The organism is Streptomyces sp. NPDC101152 (assembly GCF_044768275.1).
GTDB lineage: Bacteria > Actinomycetota > Actinomycetes > Streptomycetales > Streptomycetaceae > Streptomyces.
In genome coordinates, this window is the sequence record NZ_JBIWPO010000018.1 from 35,979 (window position 1) to 59,125 (window position 23,147).

The following is a 23,147-nucleotide window of genomic DNA, read 5'->3' on the forward strand; positions in this document are numbered from 1 at the left end:
GCGCGCGAGGTGACTACTGTCGTACTCATGAGTACGACAGGCGCGACCGCCGATCCGCTCGCGGCTCTGGGCTCGCTGCCCGGTGTGGCCGAGTCCGTGGAGTCCGTCCGCAAGGCCGTGGACCGGGTCTACGGGCACCGGGTCATGCGGCGCCGCAGCAACGAGATCACCTCCGAGGCTGCCCTGCGCGGCGCCCGCGGTTCCGCCGCGCTGTCCGGCGCCGACTGGGCCCTCGAAGAGGTGCGCCGACGCACCGACTTCAGTGCGGACGACGACGCGCGCGTGGTGGGCGCGGCCCTCCGGCTCACCGCCGAGGCCGGTCAACTGCTGTCCATCTGGCGGCAGTCGCCGCTGCGGGTGCTGGCCCGGCTGCACCTGGTGGCCGCGGCAACCGGCGGGGACGAGGTCGGACGGCCGCGGCAGGCGGACGAGCCGGTCGACGAACCGCTGATCGAGCTGCCGCTGCCGAACGCCGACGAGGTGCACGGCCGGCTGGAGGGTCTGGCGGAGCTGATCATCGCGGGCTCTTCCGCCCCCGCCCTGGTGACGGCCGCCGTCGTGCACGGAGAACTGCTCGCGCTGCGCCCCTTCACCTCCCGCAACGGCCTCGTGGCGCGCACCGCCGAACGCATCGTCCTCGTCGGCAGCGGCCTCGACCCCAAGTCCGTCTGCCCCGCGGAGGTCGGCCACGCCGAACTGGGCCGTGCGGCCTACCTGGCGGCGCTGGGCGGGTATGTCTCCGGAACGCCCGAGGGCATGGCCGCCTGGATCGCGCACTGTGGGCGGGCGGTGGAACTCGGCGCGCGCGAATCGACGGCCGTGTGCGAGGCGCTGCAGCGCGGGGCGGCGTAGCGGGCCGGTCAAAGGGTTGCGGCGGTACGAGAATTCGTACCGCCGCTGGCATGCTCACCGGGTTACCAAGCGTCCTCGATGTGTTGCCCATCAGGTGGGGAACTTTGCCCGTCACCTGGTGTGGCTGGCCCGTAATCGACGGGTCGACGTCGCGTGGGTGCCCGGTGTTCATGCTCGGTCCGTGGGGCCAAATGCGTTATTTAAGGTGATCCTTTCGGATGGCCTTGGTCTCGCGGGCCGTTAACCCCTTTGTACTCCAGGGTCGAAGCAAGCGGAACCCCTGCCCGTGCTTCTTTACTTTTAGTCTCAAATAGGTTGCAAACGGACGACGGGATCACGCAGATGTCGTCCTGCGCCGGTTCGCGTACCAGACCAGGCCCGCGGTGGCGGCCGCGGCACCTATAGCGGCGGCCGCGACGAGGGCCGGGCGGGGCGGTACGGAGAACCGGGGAATCCGCTGCTTGAGCCGGACGGGGCGGTGGAAGTCCAGAATCGGCCACTCGCGCGCGAGTGCCTCGCGGCGCAGTGCGCGGTCCGGGTTGACGGCGTGCGGGTTTCCGACGGCCTGCAGCATCGGCAGATCGGTCGCCGAGTCGCTGTAGGCGTAACAACGCTCGAGGTCGTATCCCTCGGAGGCGGCGAGCTCCTTGATCGCCTCGGCCTTGGTGGGGCCGTACGCGTAGTACTCCACCTCGCCGGTGTAGCAGCCGTCCTCCCCCACGACCATGCGGGTCGCCACCACCCGGTCGGCGCCCAGCAGTTCGCCGATCGGCTCGACCACCTCGGCGCCCGAGGTGGAGACGATGACGACGTCGCGGCCGGCGTGGTGGTGCTCCTCGATGAGGGAGGCCGCCTCGTCGTAGATGATCGGGTCGATGAGGTCGTGCAGGGTCTCGGCGACGATCTCCTTGACCTGCTGGACGTTCCAGCCGCGCACCAACTGGGAGAGGTACTCCCGGGTCCGCTCCATCTGGTCGTGGTCCATGCCTCCGACGAGGAAGACGAACTGGGCGTACGCGGTCCGCAGGGCGGCCCTGCGGTTGATCAGCCCGCCTTGGTAGAACGACTTGCTGAAGGTGAGCGTGCTCGACTTCGCAATGACCGTCTTGTCCAGGTCAAAGAAGGCCGCTGTGCGGGGCAAGGAGTGGTTTTCCACGCCCCAGAGCATAGGCGCAGCCCATTCGGCGTAAGGTTGGCGCGTGGGTTTGCCTGAGAGGGCTCTCGGGTACACCATGGAAGTCACGGATCGTTCGCGACCGTGCTAACCCGGTCCGGCTCCTCCCCCCCCCGAGTCGGCCGTGGAGACGACCCCCGCTCTCCCCCCCGGCGGGGGTCGTCGCATGTCCGGATGGGTTTTTCCTCTCTGTGTGCGGCCGTAGGGCTGCTCTGGGGCGGCTGCGGCCGCCCCTTCTGCATGCTCATGACTGGTTACGATGTGTAGCGATCAGGCTGCTCTGTGGAAGTCGCGCAGGGGCCCGTGCAGGGGTCACCGGTTCGGGTGACGGCGATATTCACAACCGTCGAGTTGTCCACAGTTATCGACCAAGATCCACACGATTTCCGGGATCGCTGCACCGTGATTCCAACGCGCCGCGACCGGGCCGGGTTCATGACGGGTTCCGGTTTGTCGGGCGGGTTGGCCGGTTCGTATCGGCCGTTCATATGGAGGCCGGTCGCCGGTTCTCCACACGTGGGGAATCGCGGGGCCGCGGAGGCCGCGCGGGAGATGCAGCGAAGGGGGATGGAGACCGTGACCGGAGCCGTCACACACGATCCACCGCCCGCCGCCTCGGGGCGGCAGGCCGGACCACTGATCGTCACGGAGGACGTCGACCTGCTCGACGACCTGCTGCGGCTGTGCGCCGCGGCCGGGGCGACACCGGAGGTCCACCACAGTGTGCCGCAGCGCGCCGGCAGCTGGGAGGCCGCACCGCTCGTCCTCGTCGGCGACGACGCGGCGCGCCGGGTGCGCGGGGCCGCGCGCAGACGAGGAGTGGTGCTGGTCGGCCGCGACCAGGACGACTCCGGGGTCTGGCGCCGGGCCGTCGAGATCGGCGCCGACCACGTCCTGATGCTGCCCGACGGCGAGCAGTGGCTCGTGGACCGGATCGCCGACGTCGCCGAGGGCGTGGGCCGGCCCGCCCTCACCGTCGGCGTCATGGGCGGCCGCGGCGGGGCCGGGGCGTCCACGCTCGCGTGCGCCCTCGCCGTCACCTCCGCGCGGGAGGGACTGCGCACTCTGCTGGTGGACGCCGACCCGCTGGGCGGCGGACTCGACGTACTCCTCGGCGGCGAGAGCGCGGAGGGGCTGCGCTGGCCCGCCTTCGCCGCCTCCCGCGGGCGGGTCGGCGGCGGCGCCCTGGAGGAGTCTCTGCCCCAGCTGCACTCGCTACGAGTGCTGAGCTGGGACCGCGGGGACTGCGTCGCCGTCCCGGCCCAGGCCGTGCGGGCGGTGCTCGCCGCGGCCAGACGGCGCGGCGGCACGGTCGTCGTCGACCTGCCCCGCCGGGTGGACGACGGGGTCGCCGAGGCCCTCGCCCAGCTCGACCTCGGCATCCTCGTGGTCCCCGGCGAACTGCGCGCCGTCGCGGCGGCCGGCCGGGTCGCCTCCGCCGCCGGCATGGTCCTGCGCGACCTGCGGGTGGCGGTACGCGGCCCGTACGCACCCGGCCTCGACGACCGCGAGGTGGCCCGGCTGCTCGGCCTGCCCCTGGTCGGGGAGGTGCCGGTGGAAGCCGGGCTGGTGCGCCCCGGGGAGGGCAGGACACCGCCGGGCGCCACCCGGCGCGGGCCCCTGGCGCGCTTCTGCAAGGAGTTCTGGGAGCGGGCGCTGACGGAAGCGAGGGCGGCATGAGTACGCCTTCGGGGCTCCTCGACGGGGTGCGGCAGTGGCTGGTCGAGAGCGGCGCCGAACCCACGCCCGCCCGGGTGGCGCAAGCCCTGCGGGAGCAGGGCCGGGTGCTGGGTGACGCCGAAGTCCTCGGTGCCGCCGAGCAGTTGAGGTCCGAGCTGGTCGGCAGCGGTCCCCTGGAGCCGCTGCTCGCCGATCCGTCGGTGACCGATGTGCTGGTGTCGGCCCCGGACGGGGTGTGGGTGGACCGGGGCGGCGGACTGGAGCTGACCGACGTCCGCTTCCCGGACGCCGTAGCCGTGCGACGCCTCGCGCAGCGCCTGGCCTCGGTGGCCGGACGCCGGCTCGACGACGCCCGGCCCTGGGCCGATGCCCGGCTGCCGGACGGCACCAGGCTGCATGCCGTCCTGCCCCCGGTCGCCGTCGGCTGCACCTGCCTGTCGCTGCGCGTGGTACGCCCCCGGGCGTTCACGCTCGACGAACTGGTCGCGGCCGGCACGGTGCCGCCGGGCGGGGACCGGGTGCTGCGGGCGCTCGTCCAGGCGCGGCTGTCCTTCCTCGTCAGCGGTGGCACCGGCAGCGGCAAGACGACACTGCTGAGCGCGCTGCTCGGACTCGTCGGAGCAGGTGAGCGGATCGTGCTCGCCGAGGACTCCGCGGAGCTCAGGCCGGACCATCCGCACGTCGTGCGGCTGGAGACCAGACCGGCCAACCAGGAGGGCGCGGGACTCGTCACGCTCCAGGACCTGGTGCGGCAGGCCCTGCGGATGCGGCCGGACCGGCTGGTCGTCGGCGAGGTGCGAGGTCCCGAGGTAATGCACCTTCTCGCCGCCTTGAACACCGGCCACGAAGGCGGTTGCGGCACGGTCCACGCGAACGCCGCCGCCGATGTGCCCGCCCGGCTGGAGGCGCTCGGCACGGCGGCCGGGCTCGACCGGGCCGCGCTGCACAGCCAGTTGGCGGCGGCGCTGTCGGTGGTGCTGCACCTCGCACGCGACCGGACGGGACGGCGCCGCATCGCCGAGGTGCACGTACTGGAACGCGACCCGTCGGGGCTGGTGCGGACGGTGCCCGCGCTGCGGTGGGGCGCGGAGGCCTTCGTCGCCGAGCGGGGATGGGGGCGGCTCAGGGAGTTGCTGTGCGGCGGTGCCCGCAGCGGGGGCGCCGCAGGCAGGGAGGACGCGAACATGAGCGGAGGGCCTGGTGACGGGGATGGGTGAGATCGCGACGGGGGCGGCCGTGCTGTGTGTGGGCGCGGCGGCGCTGGAGATGGGCGGGTGGCACTCCGGGGCACGGCGGGCGCAGTTGTTGCTCGCCGGTGGCGGGGTGGTGGCCACCGGTCCGCCGTCCTGGCGGGAGATGTCCGGACAGTTGAGGCGGCTGCGCGGGCGGCTCGGGGCCGAGTGGTGGGTGCTGGTCGCCGGGTTGGTGCTGGCACTGCTGGGTGTGTCGGTGCTGCCGGTCCTCGCGGGGGCGGCCGGGGTGCCGCTCGCACGGCGGGCGCGCAGGGCGGGGGAGGCCCGACGGGCACGGGAGCGTCGCGGAGACGCGGTGATCGCCTTGTGCGGGGCGTTCGCCGGGGAGGTGCGGTCCGGTCGGCAGCCGGGAGAGGCGCTGCTGCGTGCCGCGCATGACTCCGGCGGGCTCGGGGACGCGCAGGCGGCGGTACTGGCGGCGGCGCGGTTCGGCGGCGATGTGCCCGGCGGGCTGTCGGGCGCGGCCCGGCAGCCCGGCGCCGAGGGGCTGCTCGGTCTCGCCGCGTGCTGGCGGGTGGCCGTGGACCAGGGCGCAGGCCTCGCGGCCGGACTCGACCGGCTCGAAGCGGCGTTGCGCGCGGAGCGGGATCAACGTGCCGACCTCCGCGCCCAGTTGGCGGGGGCGCGGTCGACCGCGCTGATGCTCGCGGGACTGCCGGTGCTGGGACTCCTCCTCGGGAGCGCCCTCGGGGCCGATCCGTTGCACGTCCTCCTGCACAGCGGCGCGGGACTGGGGTGCCTGCTGATCGGCGGCCTGCTCGAAGGGCTCGGGATGTGGTGGGCGATGGGGATCGTGCGGCGGGCGGAGGCGGGGTGAGAGCGGGCGGGAGGTGAGGCGGGAGGAACCGGACGTGTGGTGGAGAGGGGTCGGTGTGAACACGGAGGTTGTCCACAGGCTGGGGGTGGCCGTGGGGACCGTGCTCGTCCTCGGGTGGCTGCTGCGGTGGCTGGAGGGGGTACGGCGGGAGCGGAGGGTGCGGCGACGGGTGGCCGGACTGGTGACGTCCGCGGAAGGGACGGCCGAGGGGCCGGGGTTCCCGCTTGGCGAGGCCGCGCGCCGGTGGGCGCCGGTGGCGGGAGTGGTGTGCGCCGGCTGGGTGCTGGTCGGTGGGGTCACCGGGTTCGTGGTGGGGCTGGTGCTCGGGGCGGGTCTGTGGCGCTGGCGCCGTAGGCAGGTGACGGCGGTCGCCGCGGAGGTGGTCGACGCGGCCAAGGCCGCCGGGCAACTCCCGCTCGCCGCCGACCTGTTGGCCGCCTGCATCGCGGCCGGCGCCGGACCGGTGGTCGCCGCGCAGGCGGTGGGCGAGGCCCTGGCCGGCCCGGTCGGGGACGCCCTGGCCCGGGGCGCCGCCGAGGTACGGCTCGGCGGGGAACCGGCCGAGGCCTGGCGGAGGCTTGCCGCGCTGCCGGGAGCGGGGTCTCTGGCGCGGCTGCTGGAACGGGCCGGTGTGTCCGGGCTTCCGGCCGCCGCACCGGTCGCCCGCCTCGCCACCGAGGCCCGCGCCGACTGGGGGCGTGCCGCGACGGCACGGGCGCGGCGGGCGGCGGTCATGGTCACCGTGCCGGTGGGCCTGTGCTTCCTGCCCGCGTTCATCGCGGTCGGCGTACTGCCCGTGGTCATCGGGCTCGCCGGCGGGGTGCTGGGAGGGGGTGGTGGATGACGGCGACGACCGGGAGCAGCGAGGTGAGCAGCGTTGCAACGACAAGTCAACGACAGAAGATCAACGGAACTGAACCTTACGGGGGTTGAGATGTACAAGGCGGTTACGGCACGGCTGTGTGCTCTGGTGTGCGGGATGCGTCAGGGGCGCAGGGACTCGGGAATGGTGACCTCCGAGTACGCGATGGGCATCGTGGCGGCGGTGGCGTTCGCGGTGGTCCTCTACAAGGTGGTGACGAGCGGGGCCGTCAGCGCGGAGTTGCAGGGCATCGTGAAGCGGGCGCTCGATGCAAAGATGTGAACGCCGGGGCGCGGACCGGGGGTTCGTGACGGCGGAGTCGGCCGTGGTGCTGCCCGTGCTCGTCATGTTCACGATGGCACTGGTGTGGGGGCTGCTGGTGGTGGCCGCCCAGATCGAGTGCGTGGACGCGGCGCGTACGGGGGCGCGGGCGGCGGCCCGCCAGGACCCGGCGGACTCGGTCGTGGAGGTGGCCCGCGAGGCCGCGCCGCGCGGTGCGCGCGTGACGGTCCGCCGGGAAGGGGGCCAGGTCCATGTGGTGGTCGTGGCGAAACCGCCGGCGCTGCACGGGTTGCCCTTCGAGGTACGCGAGGAGGCCGTGGCGTCGGCGGAGGACACGGTAGGGGTGAGGGAGCCGTGACGGGTTCCTTCACCGGGCGGTGCCGAGCTCACGCCGCCGTCGCTTCGGTCCGCGCCCCCGACCGCGGCTCCGCCACCGTGTGGAGCGTCGGTGCCATCGCCGTGCTCTGCGTGGTCTTCGGCGTCGTGCTCGCCCTGGGGCAGGCCGTCGTGGTCCGCCACCGTGCGGCCGGGGCCGCGGATCTGGCGGCGCTGGCGGCGGCGGACCACTGGGCGGACGGAGGTACGGCGGCCTGTGCCCGCGCGGACCGGGTGGCCAGCGCGCAGGGCACGCGGCTGGTGCGGTGCGTGGTCGTGGGCGAGATCTCCGACGTGACGGCGGCGGCCGGCGCGGGACCGTTCGCGGCGCAGGTCAGGGCACGCGCGGGCCCCGCCGAGCCGGATCCGGCGTCGGCTCCCGCATCGACCCCGCTGGGTCCGCCACAGCCCCCGCCGCCTCCCCGTCGCCGGGCTTCTCCTCCGGCGCGCCCCGCAACAGCACCGTGAGGAGGCGCACCGCCCCCCGCTTGTGCAGTGGGTCGTTGCCGTTGCCGCACTTGGGTGACTGGATGCAGGAGGGGCAGCCGGCCTCGCACTCGCAGGAGGCGATGGCCTCGCGGGTGGCGGCGAGCCAGTCACGGGCGGTGTGAAAGGCGCGCTCGGCGAAGCCCGCGCCGCCGGGATGGCCGTCGTACACGAAGACGGTGGGGAGCAGCGTGTCGGGGTGCAGGGGGATCGACACGCCGCCGATGTCCCAGCGGTCGCAGGTCGCGAAGAGGGGCAGCATGCCGATCGACGCGTGCTCGGCGGCGTGCAGGGCGCCGCCGAGGATCTCGGGGCAGACGCGGGCCTCGTCCAACTGGTCCTCGGTGACCGTCCACCACACCGCGCGCGTGCGCAGGGTACGAGGAGGGAGGTCGAGCTTCGTCTCGCCGAGCACTTCACCGGTGATGAGCCGACGACGCAGGAAGGAGACGACCTGGTTGGTGACCTCGACGGAGCCGTAGCACAGGCGGCCGTCGCCCCAGGGGATCTCGGTGTCGGTCTCCAGGACGGAGATGGACGTCGTGTCCCGGGCGACCGTGGAGTAGGGCGGGTTCGCCTCCGAGACCAGGGCCACCGAGTCCTCCAGGTCCAGGGAGCGGACCAGGTAGGTGCGGCCCTGGTGGAGGTGGACCGCGCCCTCGTGCACCGTCGTGTGGGCCGCGCCCGCGTCCACGGTGCCCAGCAGGCGGCCCGTGCCCGACTCGACGATCTGGACCGGACGTCCGCCCTCGCCTCGGATGTCGGTGAGGTCGGCGGCCCGTTCCCGGCGGGTCCAGTGCCAGGCCTTCGTCCGGCGGCGCAGGAGCTTCGCGGCCTCCAGCTGGGCCAGCAGGCTCTCCGTCTCGGGACCGAAGAGGTCCATGTCCTCGTCGGTCAGGGGGAGTTCCGCCGCCGCAGCGCACAGGTGCGGGGCGAGGACGTACGGGTTGTCCGGGTCGAGGACGGTGGACTCCACCGGCTGGTCGAAGAGGGCCTCGGGGTGGTGGACGAGGAAGGTGTCCAGCGGGTCGTCGCGGGCGACCAGGACGGCCAGCGCGCCCTGCCCGGCGCGCCCGGCTCGGCCCGCCTGCTGCCACAGGGAGGCGCGCGTGCCCGGGTAGCCGGCGATCACCACGGCGTCCAGGCCGGAGACGTCGATGCCGAGTTCGAGGGCGGTCGTCGCGGCGAGGCCCAGCAGCTCTCCCGAGTGGAGGGCCTGCTCCAGGGCGCGGCGCTCCTCCGGGAGGTAGCCGCCGCGGTACGCCGCGACACGCCGGGCGAGGGAACGGTCGACCTCGGCGAGGCGTTCCTGGGCGATCACCGAGATCAGCTCGGCGCCGCGCCGGGAGCGTACGAAGGCGACCGAGCGCACGCCCTGCACGGCGAGGTCGGTGAGCAGGTCGGCCGTCTCGGCGGTGGCGGTACGGCGGACCGGGGCGCCCTTCTCGCCCTGCAGTTCGGTGAGCGGGGGCTCCCAGAGGGCGAACAGCAGTTCGCCGCGCGGGGAGGCGTCGTCGGCGATCTCGACCACCGGCAGGCCGGTCAGGCGGCGGGCTGCGACGGCGGGCTCGGCGGCGGTGGCTGAGGCGAGGAGGAAGACCGGACAGGCGCCGTAGCGGGCGCAGAGGCGGCGCAGACGCCGCAGTACCTGGGCGACATGGGAGCCGAAGACGCCCCGGTAGGTGTGGCACTCGTCGATGACGACGTACTTCAGCGACTTCAGGAAGGAGGACCAGCGGGGGTGGGAGGGGAGTATCCCGCGGTGCAGCATGTCCGGATTGGTCAGGACGTAGTTGGCGTACTGGCGGATCCACTCGCGTTCCTCGAACGGCGTGTCGCCGTCGTAGACCGCGGGGCGCACCGCGTTTCCCAGAGGTTGTGAAAGTTCCTTCACGGATCGGCACTGGTCGGCCGCGAGCGCCTTGGTGGGGGCCAGGTAGAGGGTGGTGGCCCCGCGCCCGTTCGGGGCCTCGGAGCCGTCCAGCAGGGTCGAGAGGACCGGTACCAGGTACGCCAGGGACTTGCCGGACGCCGTGCCCGTGGCGACGACCACCGAGTCGCCGTCCAGGGCGTGCTCGGCGGCGAGGGCCTGGTGGGCCCAGGGGTGCTCGATGCCGCACGCCTGCACCGCGGCGACGACCTCCGGGCGAATCCGGTCAGGCCAGACGGCATGCCGACCCTCGCGCGGGGGCAAGTGCTCCGTATGAGTGATGCGCGAAGCCCGGCTCGGCCCGGAGGCGAGCCGGTCCAGGACCGCGCCCGGCGAGAGCCGGGAGACGGGTTCCGTCGGGGATCGATCGGATCGGTGATTCTTGGCCATCGGCACCGAGTGTGTCACTGGCGTGACGGACAATGGGACCAAGGCGTCGTGCACGCCTGCCGTAAGTGATTGAATGCCATCGCGGCTGGCGAACCGTTCCGGGGGCTCTGCCGAGGTGTCCCGAGGGGCGACCGCTCGAGTAGCAAGGTGCTGGAGGATCCGTGGACCTGTCCCTGTCGACCCGTACCGTCGGCGATCGTACGGTCGTCGAGGTCGGTGGCGAAATCGACGTATATACCGCGCCCAAGCTGCGCGAGCAGTTGGTCGAGCTGGTGAACGACGGGAGTTTCCACCTCGTCGTAGACATGGAGGGTGTCGACTTCCTCGACTCCACCGGGCTCGGCGTGCTGGTCGGCGGCCTGAAGCGGGTGCGTGCCCATGAGGGCTCGTTGCGCCTGGTCTGCAACCAGGAGCGCATTCTGAAGATCTTCCGCATCACCGGCCTCACCAAGGTGTTCCCGATCCACACCTCGGTCGAGGAAGCTGTGGCGGCGACCGACTGACCGCCACCCCTGGAGCGGGAAGGGTCCGCTCCCCAGGCGGAAGAAGTTCCATCAGGGGGTCCGGGCTTTCGGCGGCCCGGTCCCCCCACAGCACGCCCGTAGTCGCGAGGGGGATGCATGGCCACCGTTGAGCTCCGCTTCAGCGCGCTGCCCGAGCACGTCAGGACCGCCCGACTGGTGGCGGCAGCGGTGGCGCGCAGGGCCGGAGTGGACGAGGCCGTCCTCGACGAGGTCAGACTCGCCGTCGGCGAGGCCTGCTCCCGGGCTGTCGGACTGCACCACAACGCCGGCATCACCACGCCGGTACAGGTGAAGCTGATCGAGGAGGAGAAGCAGTTCTCCATCGAGGTCGGAGACGAGGCCCCGCGCTCGGCGCCCGGCGACCGGGCACCCGGGGCCGCGGGCGACGACGTGGAGACCGAGGAGGACGAGATGGGCCTCGCGGTCATCAGCGGCCTCGTTGACGACGTCGAGGTGACAGCAGGGGAGAACGGCGGGTCGATCCGGATGACCTGGCCGACCACTCCGCCGGCCGCGATGCTCCCCTGACCTCGTCCTCGCGAGACCTGAAGGGCCCTGCTGAGCAGGGCCCTTTCCGCTTTTCCGATCACCTTCGGAATTCGTGAATGAATTCACGATCAATGTTTTCATAATTCGATCAAGTGTCAAAACGGGCGTCAATGCCTTTGAGGCGTTACCTCTTTCGGGTTCCGTGGCGTGGCGTCGATCATTTGCTGAAGAGCACGAGAAGGTTAATTCCGTTTCCCGTGCTCTGTTTTGATCAGGTCGGGGTACCTAGAATCCGTCCACATCTTGAGCTCAGCCCAAGCGTCAAGGAGGACGAATGGCGGGGCTTTCTACCCCTCATCAGTTGGACCACCCCACAGCCCTCGCAGCCGCGGTGCTGACGCACGACAACCGGATCATCGTGATGGTCATCGGGATCGTCGCGCTGGCCGCGCTCGTCGTCGCGGGCATCCTGGTGCGCCAGGTGCTGGCCGCGGGCGAGGGCACCGAGAGCATGAAGAAGATCGCGGAAGCGGTCCAGGAAGGCGCCAAGGCCTATCTCGGGCGCCAGCTGCGCACGCTCGGCGTATTCGCCGTCGTCGTGTTCTTCCTGCTCCTGCTGCTGCCCGCGGACAACTGGAATCAGCGCGCAGGCCGATCGGTGTTCTTCTTGATCGGCGCCGCGTTCTCCGCGGCCACCGGTTATATCGGCATGTGGCTGGCGGTACGCAGCAATGTGCGTGTTGCGGCTGCTGCCCGGGAAGCGACTCCGGCGGAGGGTGAGCCGGAAAAGGATCTCACCACCGTCTCGCACAAAGCCATGAAAATCGCTTTCCGCACGGGCGGCGTCGTCGGCATGTTCACCGTGGGGCTCGGTCTGCTCGGCGCCTCCTGCGTGGTTCTGGTGTACGCGGCCGACGCGCCGAAGGTGCTCGAGGGCTTCGGCCTCGGGGCCGCCCTGATCGCCATGTTCATGCGTGTCGGCGGCGGCATCTTCACCAAGGCCGCCGACGTCGGCGCCGACCTGGTCGGCAAGGTCGAACAGGGCATTCCGGAGGACGACCCGCGCAATGCCGCGACCATCGCCGACAACGTGGGCGACAACGTCGGCGACTGCGCGGGCATGGCGGCCGACCTCTTCGAGTCGTACGCCGTGACCCTGGTCGCCGCGCTGATCCTCGGCAAGGTGGCCTTCGGCGACTCCGGGCTCGCCTTCCCGCTGATCGTGCCCGCGATCGGCGTGATCACCGCCATGATCGGCATCTTCGCGGTCGCCCCCCGCCGGGCCGACCGCAGCGGCATGTCCGCGATCAACCGGGGCTTCTTCATCTCCGCGGTGATCTCGCTCGGTCTGGTCGCCGCGGCCGTCTACATCTACCTCCCGGCCAGGTACAGCGACCTGCACGGCATCGGTGACGCGGCGATCCAGGCCAAGAACGGCGACCCGCGCATCCTCGCGCTCGTCGCGGTGGCGATCGGCATCCTGCTGGCGGCCGTCATCCAGCAGCTGACCGGCTACTTCACCGAGACCAACCGCCGCCCCGTGATGGACATCGGAAAGACCTCGCTGACCGGCCCTGCCACCGTCGTCCTCGCCGGGATCTCCGTGGGCCTGGAGTCGGCCGTCTACACCGCCCTGCTGATCGGCCTCAGCGTCTACGGGGCCTTCCTGCTCGGCGGTACGTCGATCATGCTCGCGCTGTTCGCGGTGGCGCTGGCCGGCACCGGCCTGCTCACCACGGTCGGCGTGATCGTCGCCATGGACACCTTCGGCCCGGTCTCCGACAACGCGCAGGGCATCGCCGAGATGTCCGGCGACGTCGAGGGCGCCGGCGCCCAGGTGCTCACCAACCTGGACGCCGTCGGCAACACGACGAAGGCCATCACCAAGGGCATCGCCATCGCCACCGCCGTCCTGGCGGCCTCGGCGCTCTTCGGGTCGTACCGGGACGCGATCACCACGAACGTGGCGGACGTCGGCGAGAAGCTGACCGGCAAGGGCGCGCCGCTCAGCCTGTCCCTGGACATCTCGCAGCCCAACAACCTCGTCGGTCTCATCGCGGGCGCGGCGGTCGTCTTCCTCTTCTCGGGGCTGGCGATCAACGCGGTCTCGCGGTCGGCGGGCTCGGTGGTCTACGAGGTGCGGCGGCAGTTCCGTGAGAAGCCCGGGATCATGGACTTCACGGAGAAGCCCGAGTACGGCAAGGTCGTCGACATCTGCACCAAGGACGCCCTGCGGGAGTTGGCCACGCCGGGTCTGCTCGCCGTGATGGCGCCCATCTTCATCGGCTTCACGCTCGGCGTCGGCTCCCTCGGCTCCTACCTCGCCGGCGCGATCGGCGCGGGCACGCTGATGGCGGTGTTCCTCGCGAACTCCGGCGGCGCCTGGGACAACGCGAAGAAGCTGGTCGAGGACGGCCACCACGGCGGCAAGGGCAGCGAGGCCCACGCCGCGACGGTGATCGGCGACACGGTCGGCGACCCCTTCAAGGACACCGCGGGTCCCGCGATCAACCCGCTGCTGAAGGTCATGAATCTGGTCTCGCTGCTCATCGCACCCGCGGTGATCAAGTTCTCCTACGGCAACGACAAGAACATCGGGGTACGGATCATGATCGCGATCCTCGCCCTGCTGGTCATCGTCGGGGCGGTCTACATCTCCAAGCGGCGTGGGATCGCCGTGGGCGACGAGGAGGACAAGTCCGAGCCAGTGGCCAAGTCGACGGATCCCGCGGTGGTTTCGTAGGCGGTCCGACCTGGCTCGGCTCCAAGGGGCGGGCGGGAGGCGCGTGTTGACGCGTCGCCCGCCCGTCGCCGTCTGCGCGGCCCTGTGTGCAGCCTCACGGTGAGCCTTCTCTCGCCTGACGCAAAGCGCCTCAAAGGGTTTCTTACTGGACGCTCGGCATGGGGTTGACGCCTGTGTGGCGTGTATGTTCCGGGGCCGAGAGCCATGGAAGGGACCAATCCGGTGAACAAGAAGCTCGCGGCCGCACTGTCCGGCGGTGCGGTACTGGTACTGGCGCTGTCCGGGTGCGGCAGCAGCGGCAAGAACAACGACAAGCTGGACTCCTGGGCCAAGCAGGTCTGCGACGGCGTACAGCCGCAGGCCAAGAAGATCGAGGCCGCCAACGCCGCGATCCAGAAGGAGACCTCGGACAACAGCACGCCGGACCAGGTCCAGAAGACCGACGCCCAGGCCTTCCAAGACATGTCCGACGCTTACAAGGCGATCGGGACCGCGGTCCAGAACGCCGGCGCGCCGAACGTCGACAACGGGGCGAAGAAGCAGCAGGACGCGGTCAAGGAACTGGGCGACATCTCCGCCTCCTACGCCACCCTCAAGACGCAGGTCGACAAGCTCGACACCAAGGACCAGGCCAAGTTCGCCGACGGGCTCAAGAACATCGCGACCTCGCTGGACAAGCTGAGCCAGAGCGGGAACGACGCGCTGAAGACCCTAGAGGAGGGCGAGGTCGGCAAGGCGATGGCCAAGCAGGCCAGCTGCAAGGTGGCGTCCGCGTCCGCCACCGCGTCGGCGAGCTGAGGTAGGGGCAGGGGGCGGCCGGCACCGCCACAATGGGGGCGTGAGTATCTCCAGTCTGCCTGCCCTGCCCGCCCGCCACCGTCCCGATGTCGCCGCCCGGCTGCGGGACGCCCTGCTCGGCGCGTCCTTCACCGCTGACGGGCTGCTCGAGCTGCTCGGCGCCCCCGCGTACGCGGCGCTGGCCCGCAGCGAGACCGTGCCCGCGCTCCGGGCGACGCGCGGAGACACGCCCCTCGAGGTCCTGGTACGGCTGTTCCTGCTGCAGCAGCCCGTGCCGCACGCGCGCGTGGACGGCGTTCTGCCGCTCGAGGCGTGCCTGGAGAGCGGGTGGCTGGTCCCGGCGGGCGGGGACGAGGTCGCCGCGACCGTGGACGTACGGCCGTACGGCGGGCCCGCCGGCGAGGACTGGTTCATCGTGTCCGACCTCGGGTGCGCCGTCGGAGGCGCCGGTGGCATCGGCAGCCGCGAGGAGGGCGTCGTCCTGGGCGTCGGCGGCGCGTCCACGACCCTCGCCGGCATCACCGTCCGTACGCCCGTCGCCGCCGCGCTCGACCTCGGCACCGGCTCCGGCGTCCAGGCACTGCACGCCGCCCGGCACGCCACGCGCGTGACGGCCACCGACGTCAACTCGCGCGCGCTCCACATCACCGCGCTGACGCTGGCCCTGTCCGGCGCGCCCGCCGCCGATCTGCGCGAGGGCTCGCTGTTCGAGCCGGTCCGGGACGAGGAGACGTACGACCTCATCGTGTCGAACCCGCCCTTCGTGATCTCGCCGGGAGCGCGACTGACCTACCGGGACGGGGGGATGGGCGGGGACGATCTGTGCCGCTCGCTCGTTCAGGAGGCGGGGGAGCGGCTGAACGAGGGCGGGTTCGCGCAGTTCCTCGCCAACTGGCAGCACGTGGAAGGGGAGGACTGGCAGGACCGGCTCAGGTCGTGGGTGCCGCGCGGGTGCGACGCGTGGATCGTGCAGCGCGAGGTGCAGGACGTCACGCAGTACGCCGAGCTGTGGCTCCGGGACGCCGGTGACCACCGGGGCGACCCGGCCGAGTACCAGGCGCTGTACGACGCCTGGCTGGACGAGTTCGAGGCACGCAAGGTGAAGGCCGTCGGGTTCGGCTGGATCACCCTGCGCAGGACGGGCACCGCTGTGCCGTCGGTCACGGTGGAGGAGTGGCCGCATCCGGTCGAACAGCCGCTCGGGGAGACGGTCCGCGCGCACTTCGACCGCCTCGACTACCTGCGCACGCACGACGACGCGGCCCTGCTCGCCGGGCACTTCCGGCTCGCCCCCGAGATCGTCCAGGAACAGGTCGGGCTGCCCGGCGCCGAGGACCCGGAGCACGTCGTGCTGCGGCAGAACCGGGGCATGCGCCGGGCCACCAAGGTCGACACGGTCGGCGCGGGCTTCGCGGGCGTGTGCGACGGCTCGCTGAGCGCGGGCCGCATCCTGGACGCCATCGCCCAACTGGTCGGCGAGGACCCGGTGTCGCTGCGCGACCGTACGCCGGCGCAGATCAGGTTGCTGGTGGAGCAGGGGTTCCTCGACCCGGCCGAGTGACGCCGTGCCGGGGGCGGGGAACTCGGGACGCCGAGGAGGGTGCAGCGACAAGTTCCAGTCGACTTGGTCACCGGATCCGGGGTGGACCGGCAAGGGACACCGGTCCACCGCGTAGGGCGTGACCCAGTCCCCTGGGGCAACCGTGGCAGACCGGCCCGGTCGTGTTCACCCCCGGTTCGCCGCCGGGTCCCCCGCCGCTGCGAGCGTCCCGTGCCAGTGCCGCACGGCACGCCCGCACGGGAGGGACCCACCATGGAGCGCGGCCCGGCGATCTTCACCGGAACGGTGTTCGCCCTGTTCGGGGCCGCCCTCCTGGTCTGGGTCGCCGTCCGGCTCCGGCACCGGCGGCCCGTCGCCCACGGTGTGAGCCCGGTCGCATCCGCGACCCTCGCCGCGCTGGCCGGCGCGGCGGCCCTCGCACTCGGCGTGTGGTGCTTCGCAGGCGTCTGACGACGCGATCTCCGACGGCCGCACCTGCTCGGGCCCCGGTAACCGGGAAGTGACCTTCCGCATCCCCCGAAAATGCCGCTGACCACTCCGGGCGGCAGGAATGCCGCGACTCGGGTTACCGTTCGAGTGGCCGTTGCGGGCTTTTCCCGTTTGACACGGGGGCGGGATGTACCGTCACACTCCGCAGCGTCACCATGACACGACCCCGGGAGGAACGCCTGGGGAGATCCCAGCGTCGACCGGAGAGAAGAGCGAAGTTGTCCCCGACCAGCGAGACCGCACACGGCGGCCGCCGACTCGTCATCGTCGAGTCGCCTGCCAAGGCGAAGACGATCAAGGGCTACCTCGGCCCCGGCTACACCGTCGAGGCGAGCGTCGGGCACATCCGCGACCTTCCCAACGGCGCCGCGGAGGTGCCGGAGAAGTACACCGGCGAGGTCCGCCGCCTCGGAGTGGACGTCGAGCACGACTTCGAACCGATCTACGTCGTCAACGCCGACAAGCGGGCCCAGGTCAAGAAGCTCAAGGACCTCCTGAAGGACTCCGACGAGCTCTACCTCGCCACCGACGAGGACCGCGAGGGCGAGGCCATCGCCTGGCACCTCCAGGAAGTGCTCAAGCCCAAGGTCCCGGTCAAGCGGATGGTCTTCCACGAGATCACCAAGTCCGCGATCCAGGCCGCCGTCGCCAACCCGCGCCAGCTCAACCAGAAGCTGGTCGACGCCCAGGAGACCCGCCGCATCCTCGACCGCCTCTACGGCTACGAGGTCTCGCCGGTCCTGTGGAAGAAGGTCATGCCGCGCCTGTCGGCCGGCCGCGTCCAGTCGGTCGCCACCCGTCTCGTGGTCGAGCGGGAACGCGAGCGCATCGCTTTTCGTTCAGCTGAGTACTGGGACCTGACGGGCACCTTCGCGACCGGCCGCGCGGGGGACCCGTCGGACCCGTCGTCGCTGGTCGCCCGCCTGCAGACCGTCGACGGCAGGCGGGTCGCGCAGGGCCGCGACTTCGACTCCCTGGGACAACTCAAGAGCGACAACACCCTCCACCTCGACGAGGCGAACGCCCGCGCCCTGGCCGCCGCCCTGGAGCAGACGCAGTTCGCGGTCCGCTCCGTCGAGTCGAAGCCGTACCGCCGCTCGCCGTACGCCCCCTTCCGTACGACGACGCTCCAGCAGGAGGCCTCGCGCAAGCTCGGCTTCGGTGCGAAGGCGACCATGCAGGTGGCCCAGAAGCTGTACGAGAACGGCTTCATCACCTACATGCGTACGGACTCCACGACCCTCAGCGACACCGCCGTGGCCGCCGCCCGCGCCCAGGTCACGCAGCTGTACGGCGCCGACTACCTGCCGGCGCAGCCGCGTACGTACGCCGGGAAGGTCAAGAACGCGCAGGAGGCGCACGAGGCGATCCGCCCTTCGGGTGATCGTTTCCGCACGCCTGCCGAGACCGGCCTGACCGGCGACCAGTTCAAGCTCTACGAGCTGATCTGGAAGCGGACGGTCGCCTCCCAGATGAAGGACGCGACCGGCAACAGCGTGACCGTGAAGATCGGTGGCACGGCCGCCGACGGCCGGGACGTCGAGTTCAGCGCGTCCGGCAAGACGATCACCTTCCACGGCTTCCTGAAGGCCTACGTCGAGGGCGCCGACGACCCGAACGCCGAGCTGGACGACCGCGAGCGCAGGCTGCCGCAGGTCAGTGAGGGCGACCGGCTCACCGCCGAGGAGATCACGGTCGACGGGCACGCCACCAAGCCCCCGGCCCGCTACACCGAGGCCAGCCTGGTCAAGGAGCTCGAGGAGCGCGAGATCGGCCGCCCGTCGACGTACGCGTCGATCATCGGCACGATCCTCGACCGCGGCTACGTCTTCAAGAAAGGCACCGCGCTCGTCCCGTCCTTCCTGTCCTTCGCCGTGGTCAACCTCCTGGAGAAGCACTTCGGGCGGCTCGTCGACTACGACTTCACCGCGCGGATGGAGGACGACCTCGACCGCATCGCGGCCGGCCAGGCCCAGTCCGTGCCGTGGCTGAGGCGCTTCTACTTCGGCGAGGGCGTAGGTGAGGGCGGCGCGGCCGACGCCGGCAACGGCGACGGGGACCACCTCGGCGGCCTCAAGGAGCTGGTGACCGACCTGGGCGCGATCGACGCGCGTGAGGTGTCGTCGTTCCCGGTGGGCAACGGCATCGTGCTGCGCGTGGGTCGCTACGGCCCGTACATCGAGCGCGGCGAGAAGGACTCCGAGGGCCACCAGCGGGCGGACGTGCCCGAGGACCTGGCCCCGGACGAGCTGTCCGTGGAGCTCGCGGAGGAGCTGCTCGCCAAGCCGAGCGGCGACTTCGAGCTCGGCGCCGACCCGAAGACGGGCCATCAGATCATCGCCCGGGACGGCCGCTACGGCCCCTACGTCACCGAGGTGCTCCCCGAGGGCACCCCGAAGACCGGCAAGAACGCCGTCAAGCCGCGTACCGCCTCGCTGTTCAAGTCGATGTCGCTGGACACGGTCACGCTCGAGGACGCCCTCAAGCTGATGTCCCTGCCGCGCGTCGTCGGCACCGACGCCGAGGGCCAGGAGATCACCGCGCAGAACGGCCGCTACGGTCCTTACCTGAAGAAGGGCACCGACTCGCGCTCGCTGCAGTCCGAGGAGCAGCTCTTCACGATCACCCTCGAAGAGGCGCTGCAGATCTACTCGCAGCCCAAGCAGCGCGGTCGCGCGGCCGCCAAGCCGCCGCTGAAGGAGCTGGGCACCGACCCGGTCAGCGAGAAGCCGGTGGTCGTCAAGGACGGCCGCTTCGGGCCGTACGTCACCGACGGGGAGACCAACGCGACCCTGCGCTCCGGCGACAGCGTCGAGACCATCACCCCGGAGCGCGGCTTCGAGCTGCTCGCCGAGAAGCGGGCGAAGGCCCCCGTCAAGAAGACGGCGAAGAAGGCGCCCGCGAAGAAGGCGACGGCCAAGAAGGCGACGGCGGCCAAGACCGCGGCGAAGAAGACGACGACGGCCGCGAAGAAGACGACCGCGAAGACGGCGGCGAAGAAGGCGACGGCCTCGAAGTCCGCCGACGAGTAAGGGCGTTCGGGACCTGGTCGGCAACGGCCGGGTCCTTCACGCCGTGTTCGCGAAACGAACGCCCCGGTATCGCTTTGGTGTCGGGGCGTGCGCACGTACGGACGCGCGCCCCGGGCTGTCAGTCCGTCCCGATAGGCTGAAAGCATGACGCGAGCCGAGCAGCCAACGGGCCACGACCCGGCCCCCGACGACGCCCTTGTCGCCGACTCCCGCGAGCGTGCCGTCCGCGCCCTGCTGCGCCAGCCGCAGCTGAAACGGCTGTGGAGTGCCCACCTCGTGGGCTCCGTCGGCGACACCCTCGCCCTCCTGGTGCTCGTGCTGCTCGCCCTTCAGGCGGCGATCAGCGAGGGCTCGTTCGGCGGGAACTACCGGGGCGTGGCGTTCGCAGTGGCGACCGTTTTCGGGGTGCGCATCCTGGCGACGCTGCTCTTCGGGGCGGTCCTGCTCGGCCCACTGACCTCGCTCACCTCGCAGGAGGGACCGCTCGACCGCCGCTGGACGATGGTCGGCGCCGACGGTGTCCGGGTCCTCGCGCTCATCGTGGCGCCCCTGTGGATCGACTGGATGCCGGGCGACGCGTTGGCGATCCTCCTCGTCACGGCCTTCGTGACCGGTGTCGCCGAGCGGTTCTGGACCGTCGCGCGGGAGAGCGCCGGGCCGGCCCTGCTGCCGGCCCCGCCACTGGAGGGCGCGACGGTACGGCCGTTGCCGGACCACATGGACGCCCTGCGCCGCCTGTCGCTGCGGACGACCTTCGTGGCGATCCCCCTCGCCGCTCTCGCGCTCGTCGGCGCCGGGCTGCTCAACAACCTGCTGGGCGCCGGGATCGCCTGGTTCGCCCAGCACCACGCGGCCCTCGCCTCGTATGTTGCGGCCGGCCTGTTCGCCGCGTCCCTGTCCGTGCTGACCTACCTGGAACTGCCCGCCACGCGCACCCCACGCGCGCGTTCCCCGCTCGAGGGACTGCGCCGCCCGCGCACGGGCGACGGCGTCGACACGGGCCGCACGGGCGCGATCCCGTTGCTGGTGCTCGCCTGCGCCGCCGTCGCCGCGGCGGTCTCCGCCGCGGTCGCCGTCGCGGTGCTGCACGCCAAGGACCTGCGCGGCGGCCCGGTGCTGTTCGGGCTGCTGGTGCTGGCGCTGACCGGCGGAGTCGTCGTCGGCATCCGTACGGCGCCCGGGCTGCTGGTGTCGCTCTCGCGCCGCCGGCTGCTCGCGCTGGCGATCGCCTTCACCGGCGTGGCGCTGCTGGCCGCCGGGCTCGTACCGGACGTCACCACGGTCCTGCTGATCCTCGCGCTGGCCGGCGTCGGCGCGGGCGTGGCCGCCAACACCGGGCACACCCTCCTCGACCAGGAGGCCGAGGACCACCGGCGCACGCGCACGACCGAGCACCTGCACGCGGTCGTCCGGGTCTGCGTGGCCCTCGGCGCGGTGATCGCCCCGGTCGTGGCCGCGGGGATCGGACCGCACCGCCTGGAGAGCGGCAGGTTCGTCTTCGCGCACGGCGGCGCCGCCTTCACCCTCATGCTGGTCGGCGCCCTGCTGCTGCCGGTCGCCGCGCTGGTGCTGGCCAAGGTCGACGACCGCTCCGGGGTGCCGCTGCGGCACGACCTGCGGGACGCGCTGCGCGGCGGCGACGACCCGGCGGTGGCGCCCGCCGCCAATGGCTTCTTCATCGCCCTGGAGGGCGGTGACGGCGCCGGCAAGTCCACCCAGGCCGAGGCGCTCGCCGAGTGGATCAGGGCCAAGGGCCACGAGGTCGTGGTGACCCGCGAGCCGGGCGCGACACCGGTCGGCAAGCGGCTGCGCTCGATCCTGCTGGACGTCTCCAGCGCCGGGCTGTCGCACCGGGCGGAGGCGCTGCTGTACGCGGCGGACCGCGCGGAGCACGTGGACACCGTCGTGCGCCCCGCGCTGGAGCGCGGCGCGGTCGTCATCTCGGACCGCTACATCGACTCCTCGGTGGCCTATCAGGGCGCGGGCCGCGATCTGTCCCCGACGGAGATCGCCCGCATCAACCGCTGGGCGACCAACGGCCTCGTACCGCACCTGACCGTCCTGCTGGACGTCTCCCCGGAGATCGCCCGCGAGCGGTTCACCGAGGCGCCGGACCGGTTGGAGTCGGAGCCCGCCGAGTTCCACGCGCGCGTGCGCTCCGGGTTCCTGACCCTGGCCGCGGCCGACCCCGGGCGGTACCTGGTGGTGGACGCGGGCCAGGAGCCCGAGGCGGTCACCACCGTCGTACGGCACCGCCTCGACCACATGCTGCCGCTGTCCGAACAGGAGATCCGGGAGCAGGAGGAGGCGCGCAGGAAGGCTGAGGAGGAGGCCCGCCGCAAGGCCGAGGAGGAGGCCGCCCGCAAGGCAGAGGAGGAGCGGCTGGAGCGGGAGCGCCAGGAGCAGCTCGCCAAGCTGCGCGCCGAGGAGGAGGAGCGCAAGCGGCGCGAGCTGGAGGAGGCGCAGCGGCGCGAGGCCGAACGGCAGGCCGAGGAGGCCCGGCAGCGGGCCGAGGAGGCCGCCCGGCGCGCGGAGGAGGAGCGGCAGCGACTGCTCGCGGAGGAGAAGGCGCGCGCTGAGGAGGAGGCCCGCCGCAAGGCCGAGGAGGAGCGGCGGCGCAAGCAGGCCGAGGAGGAGGCGCGGCTGCGGGCCGAGGCGGAGGCGCTTCGGCTGGAGAAGCAGCGCAAGGCCGAGGAGGCCTTGCTGCGCGCCGAGGAGGCGAGGCGCCTCGCCGAACAGGCCACGGCCGCCGCGGAGGCGGGCCCGAAACCGCCGACCGGACCGGCGGCGCGGCCGGAGGCGTCGACCGTGCCGACGCCGGTGGTGACGCCGACGAACGCGTCGGGCGGCCCGCTGGAGGAGACGGCCGTGCTGCGGCCGGTGCGGGACGGCGGCGCCGACGACGCCGAGGGCGCGCCCGAGGGCCGCGAGCGCCCGTCGGGCGGGTCCGACTCCGAGGTGACGACGAAGCTGCCGCAGCCGCCCGCGGGTTCGGCGGACGAGACGGCCGTCCTGCCCCCCGTGGTGCCGGGCGCGGCCGATGAGACGGCGGTGCTGCCGCCGGTGGCTCCCGGGCCCGAGGACGAGACGGCCGTGCTGCCCCCGGTGCGGGGGGACGGGCCCGCGAACCGGGTGCCGCCCGGGTTCTTCCGGGACGACGAGCCGGCGAAGGGGGCCCGGCCGGCGGGCGCCGAGGACCGTACGCGGGAGATCCCCCAGGTCGACGCGGAGGGCCGGCCTCGCCGGCGGGCCCGCTCGGACTGGGCCGAGGAGACGCCGCTCGACGACCTTCCCTCGCTGGCCGACGAATTGCTCGGACCGCACGGGGACGAGTACGACGACGACGGGCGGGGCCGCCGCCGGGGCGGCCGGGGACGCTGAGCACCCGGCCAGGGGGCGTCGCCCCCGCC

17 protein-coding genes and 1 pseudogene are annotated in these 23,147 nt (G+C 72.2%); 16 read left to right on the plus strand and 2 right to left on the minus strand.

The annotated features are described in order from the left end of the window. Positions 1-27: 27 nt before the first annotated feature. Entirely contained in the window at positions 28-852 is an 825-nt protein-coding gene (locus ACIRVK_RS23395) for an oxidoreductase (RefSeq protein ID WP_404250006.1), read from the plus strand. Between the two features lie 334 nt (positions 853-1,186). Here ACIRVK_RS23395 and ACIRVK_RS23400 read toward each other — a convergent pair whose 3' ends face one another. Further along, positions 1,187-2,020, minus strand: coding sequence for an HAD family hydrolase (locus ACIRVK_RS23400; protein WP_404250008.1), 834 nt, complete (start codon positions 2,018-2,020; stop codon positions 1,187-1,189). Positions 2,021-2,593: 573 nt separating this feature from the next. On the opposite strand from ACIRVK_RS23400, the gene ssd reads away from it, so the two are divergent. The 7 genes and pseudogenes from ssd to ACIRVK_RS23435 form a co-directional block, all read left to right on the plus strand. Further along, positions 2,594-3,706: a septum site-determining protein Ssd gene (ssd, locus tag ACIRVK_RS23405; protein ID WP_404250010.1), complete on the plus strand. Its 1,113-nt coding sequence runs from the start codon at positions 2,594-2,596 to the stop codon at positions 3,704-3,706. Beyond that, positions 3,703-4,923, plus strand: coding sequence for a TadA family conjugal transfer-associated ATPase (locus tag ACIRVK_RS23410; RefSeq protein ID WP_404250012.1), 1,221 nt, complete (start codon positions 3,703-3,705; stop codon positions 4,921-4,923). The genes ssd and ACIRVK_RS23410 overlap by 4 nt, the downstream gene beginning before the upstream one ends. Continuing rightward, positions 4,916-5,776, plus strand: a complete 861-nt coding sequence (locus tag ACIRVK_RS23415) for a type II secretion system F family protein (RefSeq protein WP_404250014.1) — start codon at positions 4,916-4,918, stop codon at positions 5,774-5,776. The genes ACIRVK_RS23410 and ACIRVK_RS23415 overlap by 8 nt, the downstream gene beginning before the upstream one ends. Positions 5,777-5,831: 55 nt before the next feature. After that, positions 5,832-6,620 carry a type II secretion system F family protein gene (locus ACIRVK_RS23420; protein WP_404250016.1) on the plus strand — a complete coding sequence of 263 codons (789 nt, stop codon included), beginning with the start codon at positions 5,832-5,834 and terminating at the stop codon, positions 6,618-6,620. 90 nt (positions 6,621-6,710) lie between these two features. Then, complete coding sequence (locus tag ACIRVK_RS23425) at positions 6,711-6,920, plus strand: DUF4244 domain-containing protein (protein ID WP_404250018.1); 210 nt, start codon at positions 6,711-6,713, stop codon at positions 6,918-6,920. Further along, positions 6,907-7,278, plus strand: a complete 372-nt coding sequence (locus ACIRVK_RS23430; protein WP_404250020.1) for a TadE family type IV pilus minor pilin — start codon at positions 6,907-6,909, stop codon at positions 7,276-7,278. The genes ACIRVK_RS23425 and ACIRVK_RS23430 overlap by 14 nt, the downstream gene beginning before the upstream one ends. 110 nt (positions 7,279-7,388) lie before the next feature. Then, a pseudogene (locus tag ACIRVK_RS23435) lies at positions 7,389-7,589 on the plus strand (Rv3654c family TadE-like protein); the annotation flags it as partial. Positions 7,590-7,629: 40 nt separating this feature from the next. Here ACIRVK_RS23435 and ACIRVK_RS23440 read toward each other — a convergent pair. Next, on the minus strand, positions 7,630-10,101 hold the full coding sequence (locus ACIRVK_RS23440) for a DEAD/DEAH box helicase (RefSeq protein ID WP_404250022.1): 2,472 nt from the start codon (positions 10,099-10,101) through the stop codon (positions 7,630-7,632). A gap of 161 nt (positions 10,102-10,262) precedes the next feature. Between ACIRVK_RS23440 and bldG the strand changes: the two genes are divergently transcribed. The 8 genes from bldG to tmk all read left to right on the plus strand — a co-directional run bounded on the left by bldG (position 10,263) and on the right by tmk (position 23,118). After that, entirely contained in the window at positions 10,263-10,604 is a 342-nt protein-coding gene (gene bldG / locus ACIRVK_RS23445; protein WP_003975386.1) for an anti-sigma factor antagonist BldG, read from the plus strand. Positions 10,605-10,721: 117 nt separating this feature from the next. Beyond that, on the plus strand, positions 10,722-11,153 hold the full coding sequence (locus tag ACIRVK_RS23450; RefSeq protein ID WP_404250024.1) for an ATP-binding protein: 432 nt from the start codon (positions 10,722-10,724) through the stop codon (positions 11,151-11,153). A 295-nt stretch (positions 11,154-11,448) separates the two neighbouring features. Further along, on the plus strand, positions 11,449-13,857 hold the full coding sequence (locus ACIRVK_RS23455; protein ID WP_404250026.1) for a sodium-translocating pyrophosphatase: 2,409 nt from the start codon (positions 11,449-11,451) through the stop codon (positions 13,855-13,857). Between the two features lie 204 nt (positions 13,858-14,061). Further along, on the plus strand, positions 14,062-14,655 hold the full coding sequence (locus tag ACIRVK_RS23460; protein ID WP_404250028.1) for a small secreted protein: 594 nt from the start codon (positions 14,062-14,064) through the stop codon (positions 14,653-14,655). A gap of 40 nt (positions 14,656-14,695) precedes the next feature. Beyond that, positions 14,696-16,216, plus strand: a complete 1,521-nt coding sequence (locus ACIRVK_RS23465) for a methyltransferase (protein ID WP_404250030.1) — start codon at positions 14,696-14,698, stop codon at positions 16,214-16,216. 252 nt (positions 16,217-16,468) lie between these two features. Continuing rightward, a complete protein-coding gene (locus ACIRVK_RS23470; protein ID WP_404250031.1) occupies positions 16,469-16,666 on the plus strand; it encodes a hypothetical protein in 198 nt (65 codons plus the stop codon). Positions 16,667-16,923: 257 nt separating this feature from the next. Next, positions 16,924-19,737 carry a type I DNA topoisomerase gene (topA, locus tag ACIRVK_RS23475; protein ID WP_404250033.1) on the plus strand — a complete coding sequence of 938 codons (2,814 nt, stop codon included), beginning with the start codon at positions 16,924-16,926 and terminating at the stop codon, positions 19,735-19,737. A gap of 144 nt (positions 19,738-19,881) precedes the next feature. Beyond that, on the plus strand, positions 19,882-23,118 hold the full coding sequence (tmk, locus tag ACIRVK_RS23480) for a dTMP kinase (RefSeq protein WP_404250035.1): 3,237 nt from the start codon (positions 19,882-19,884) through the stop codon (positions 23,116-23,118). Positions 23,119-23,147 lie beyond the last annotated feature (29 nt).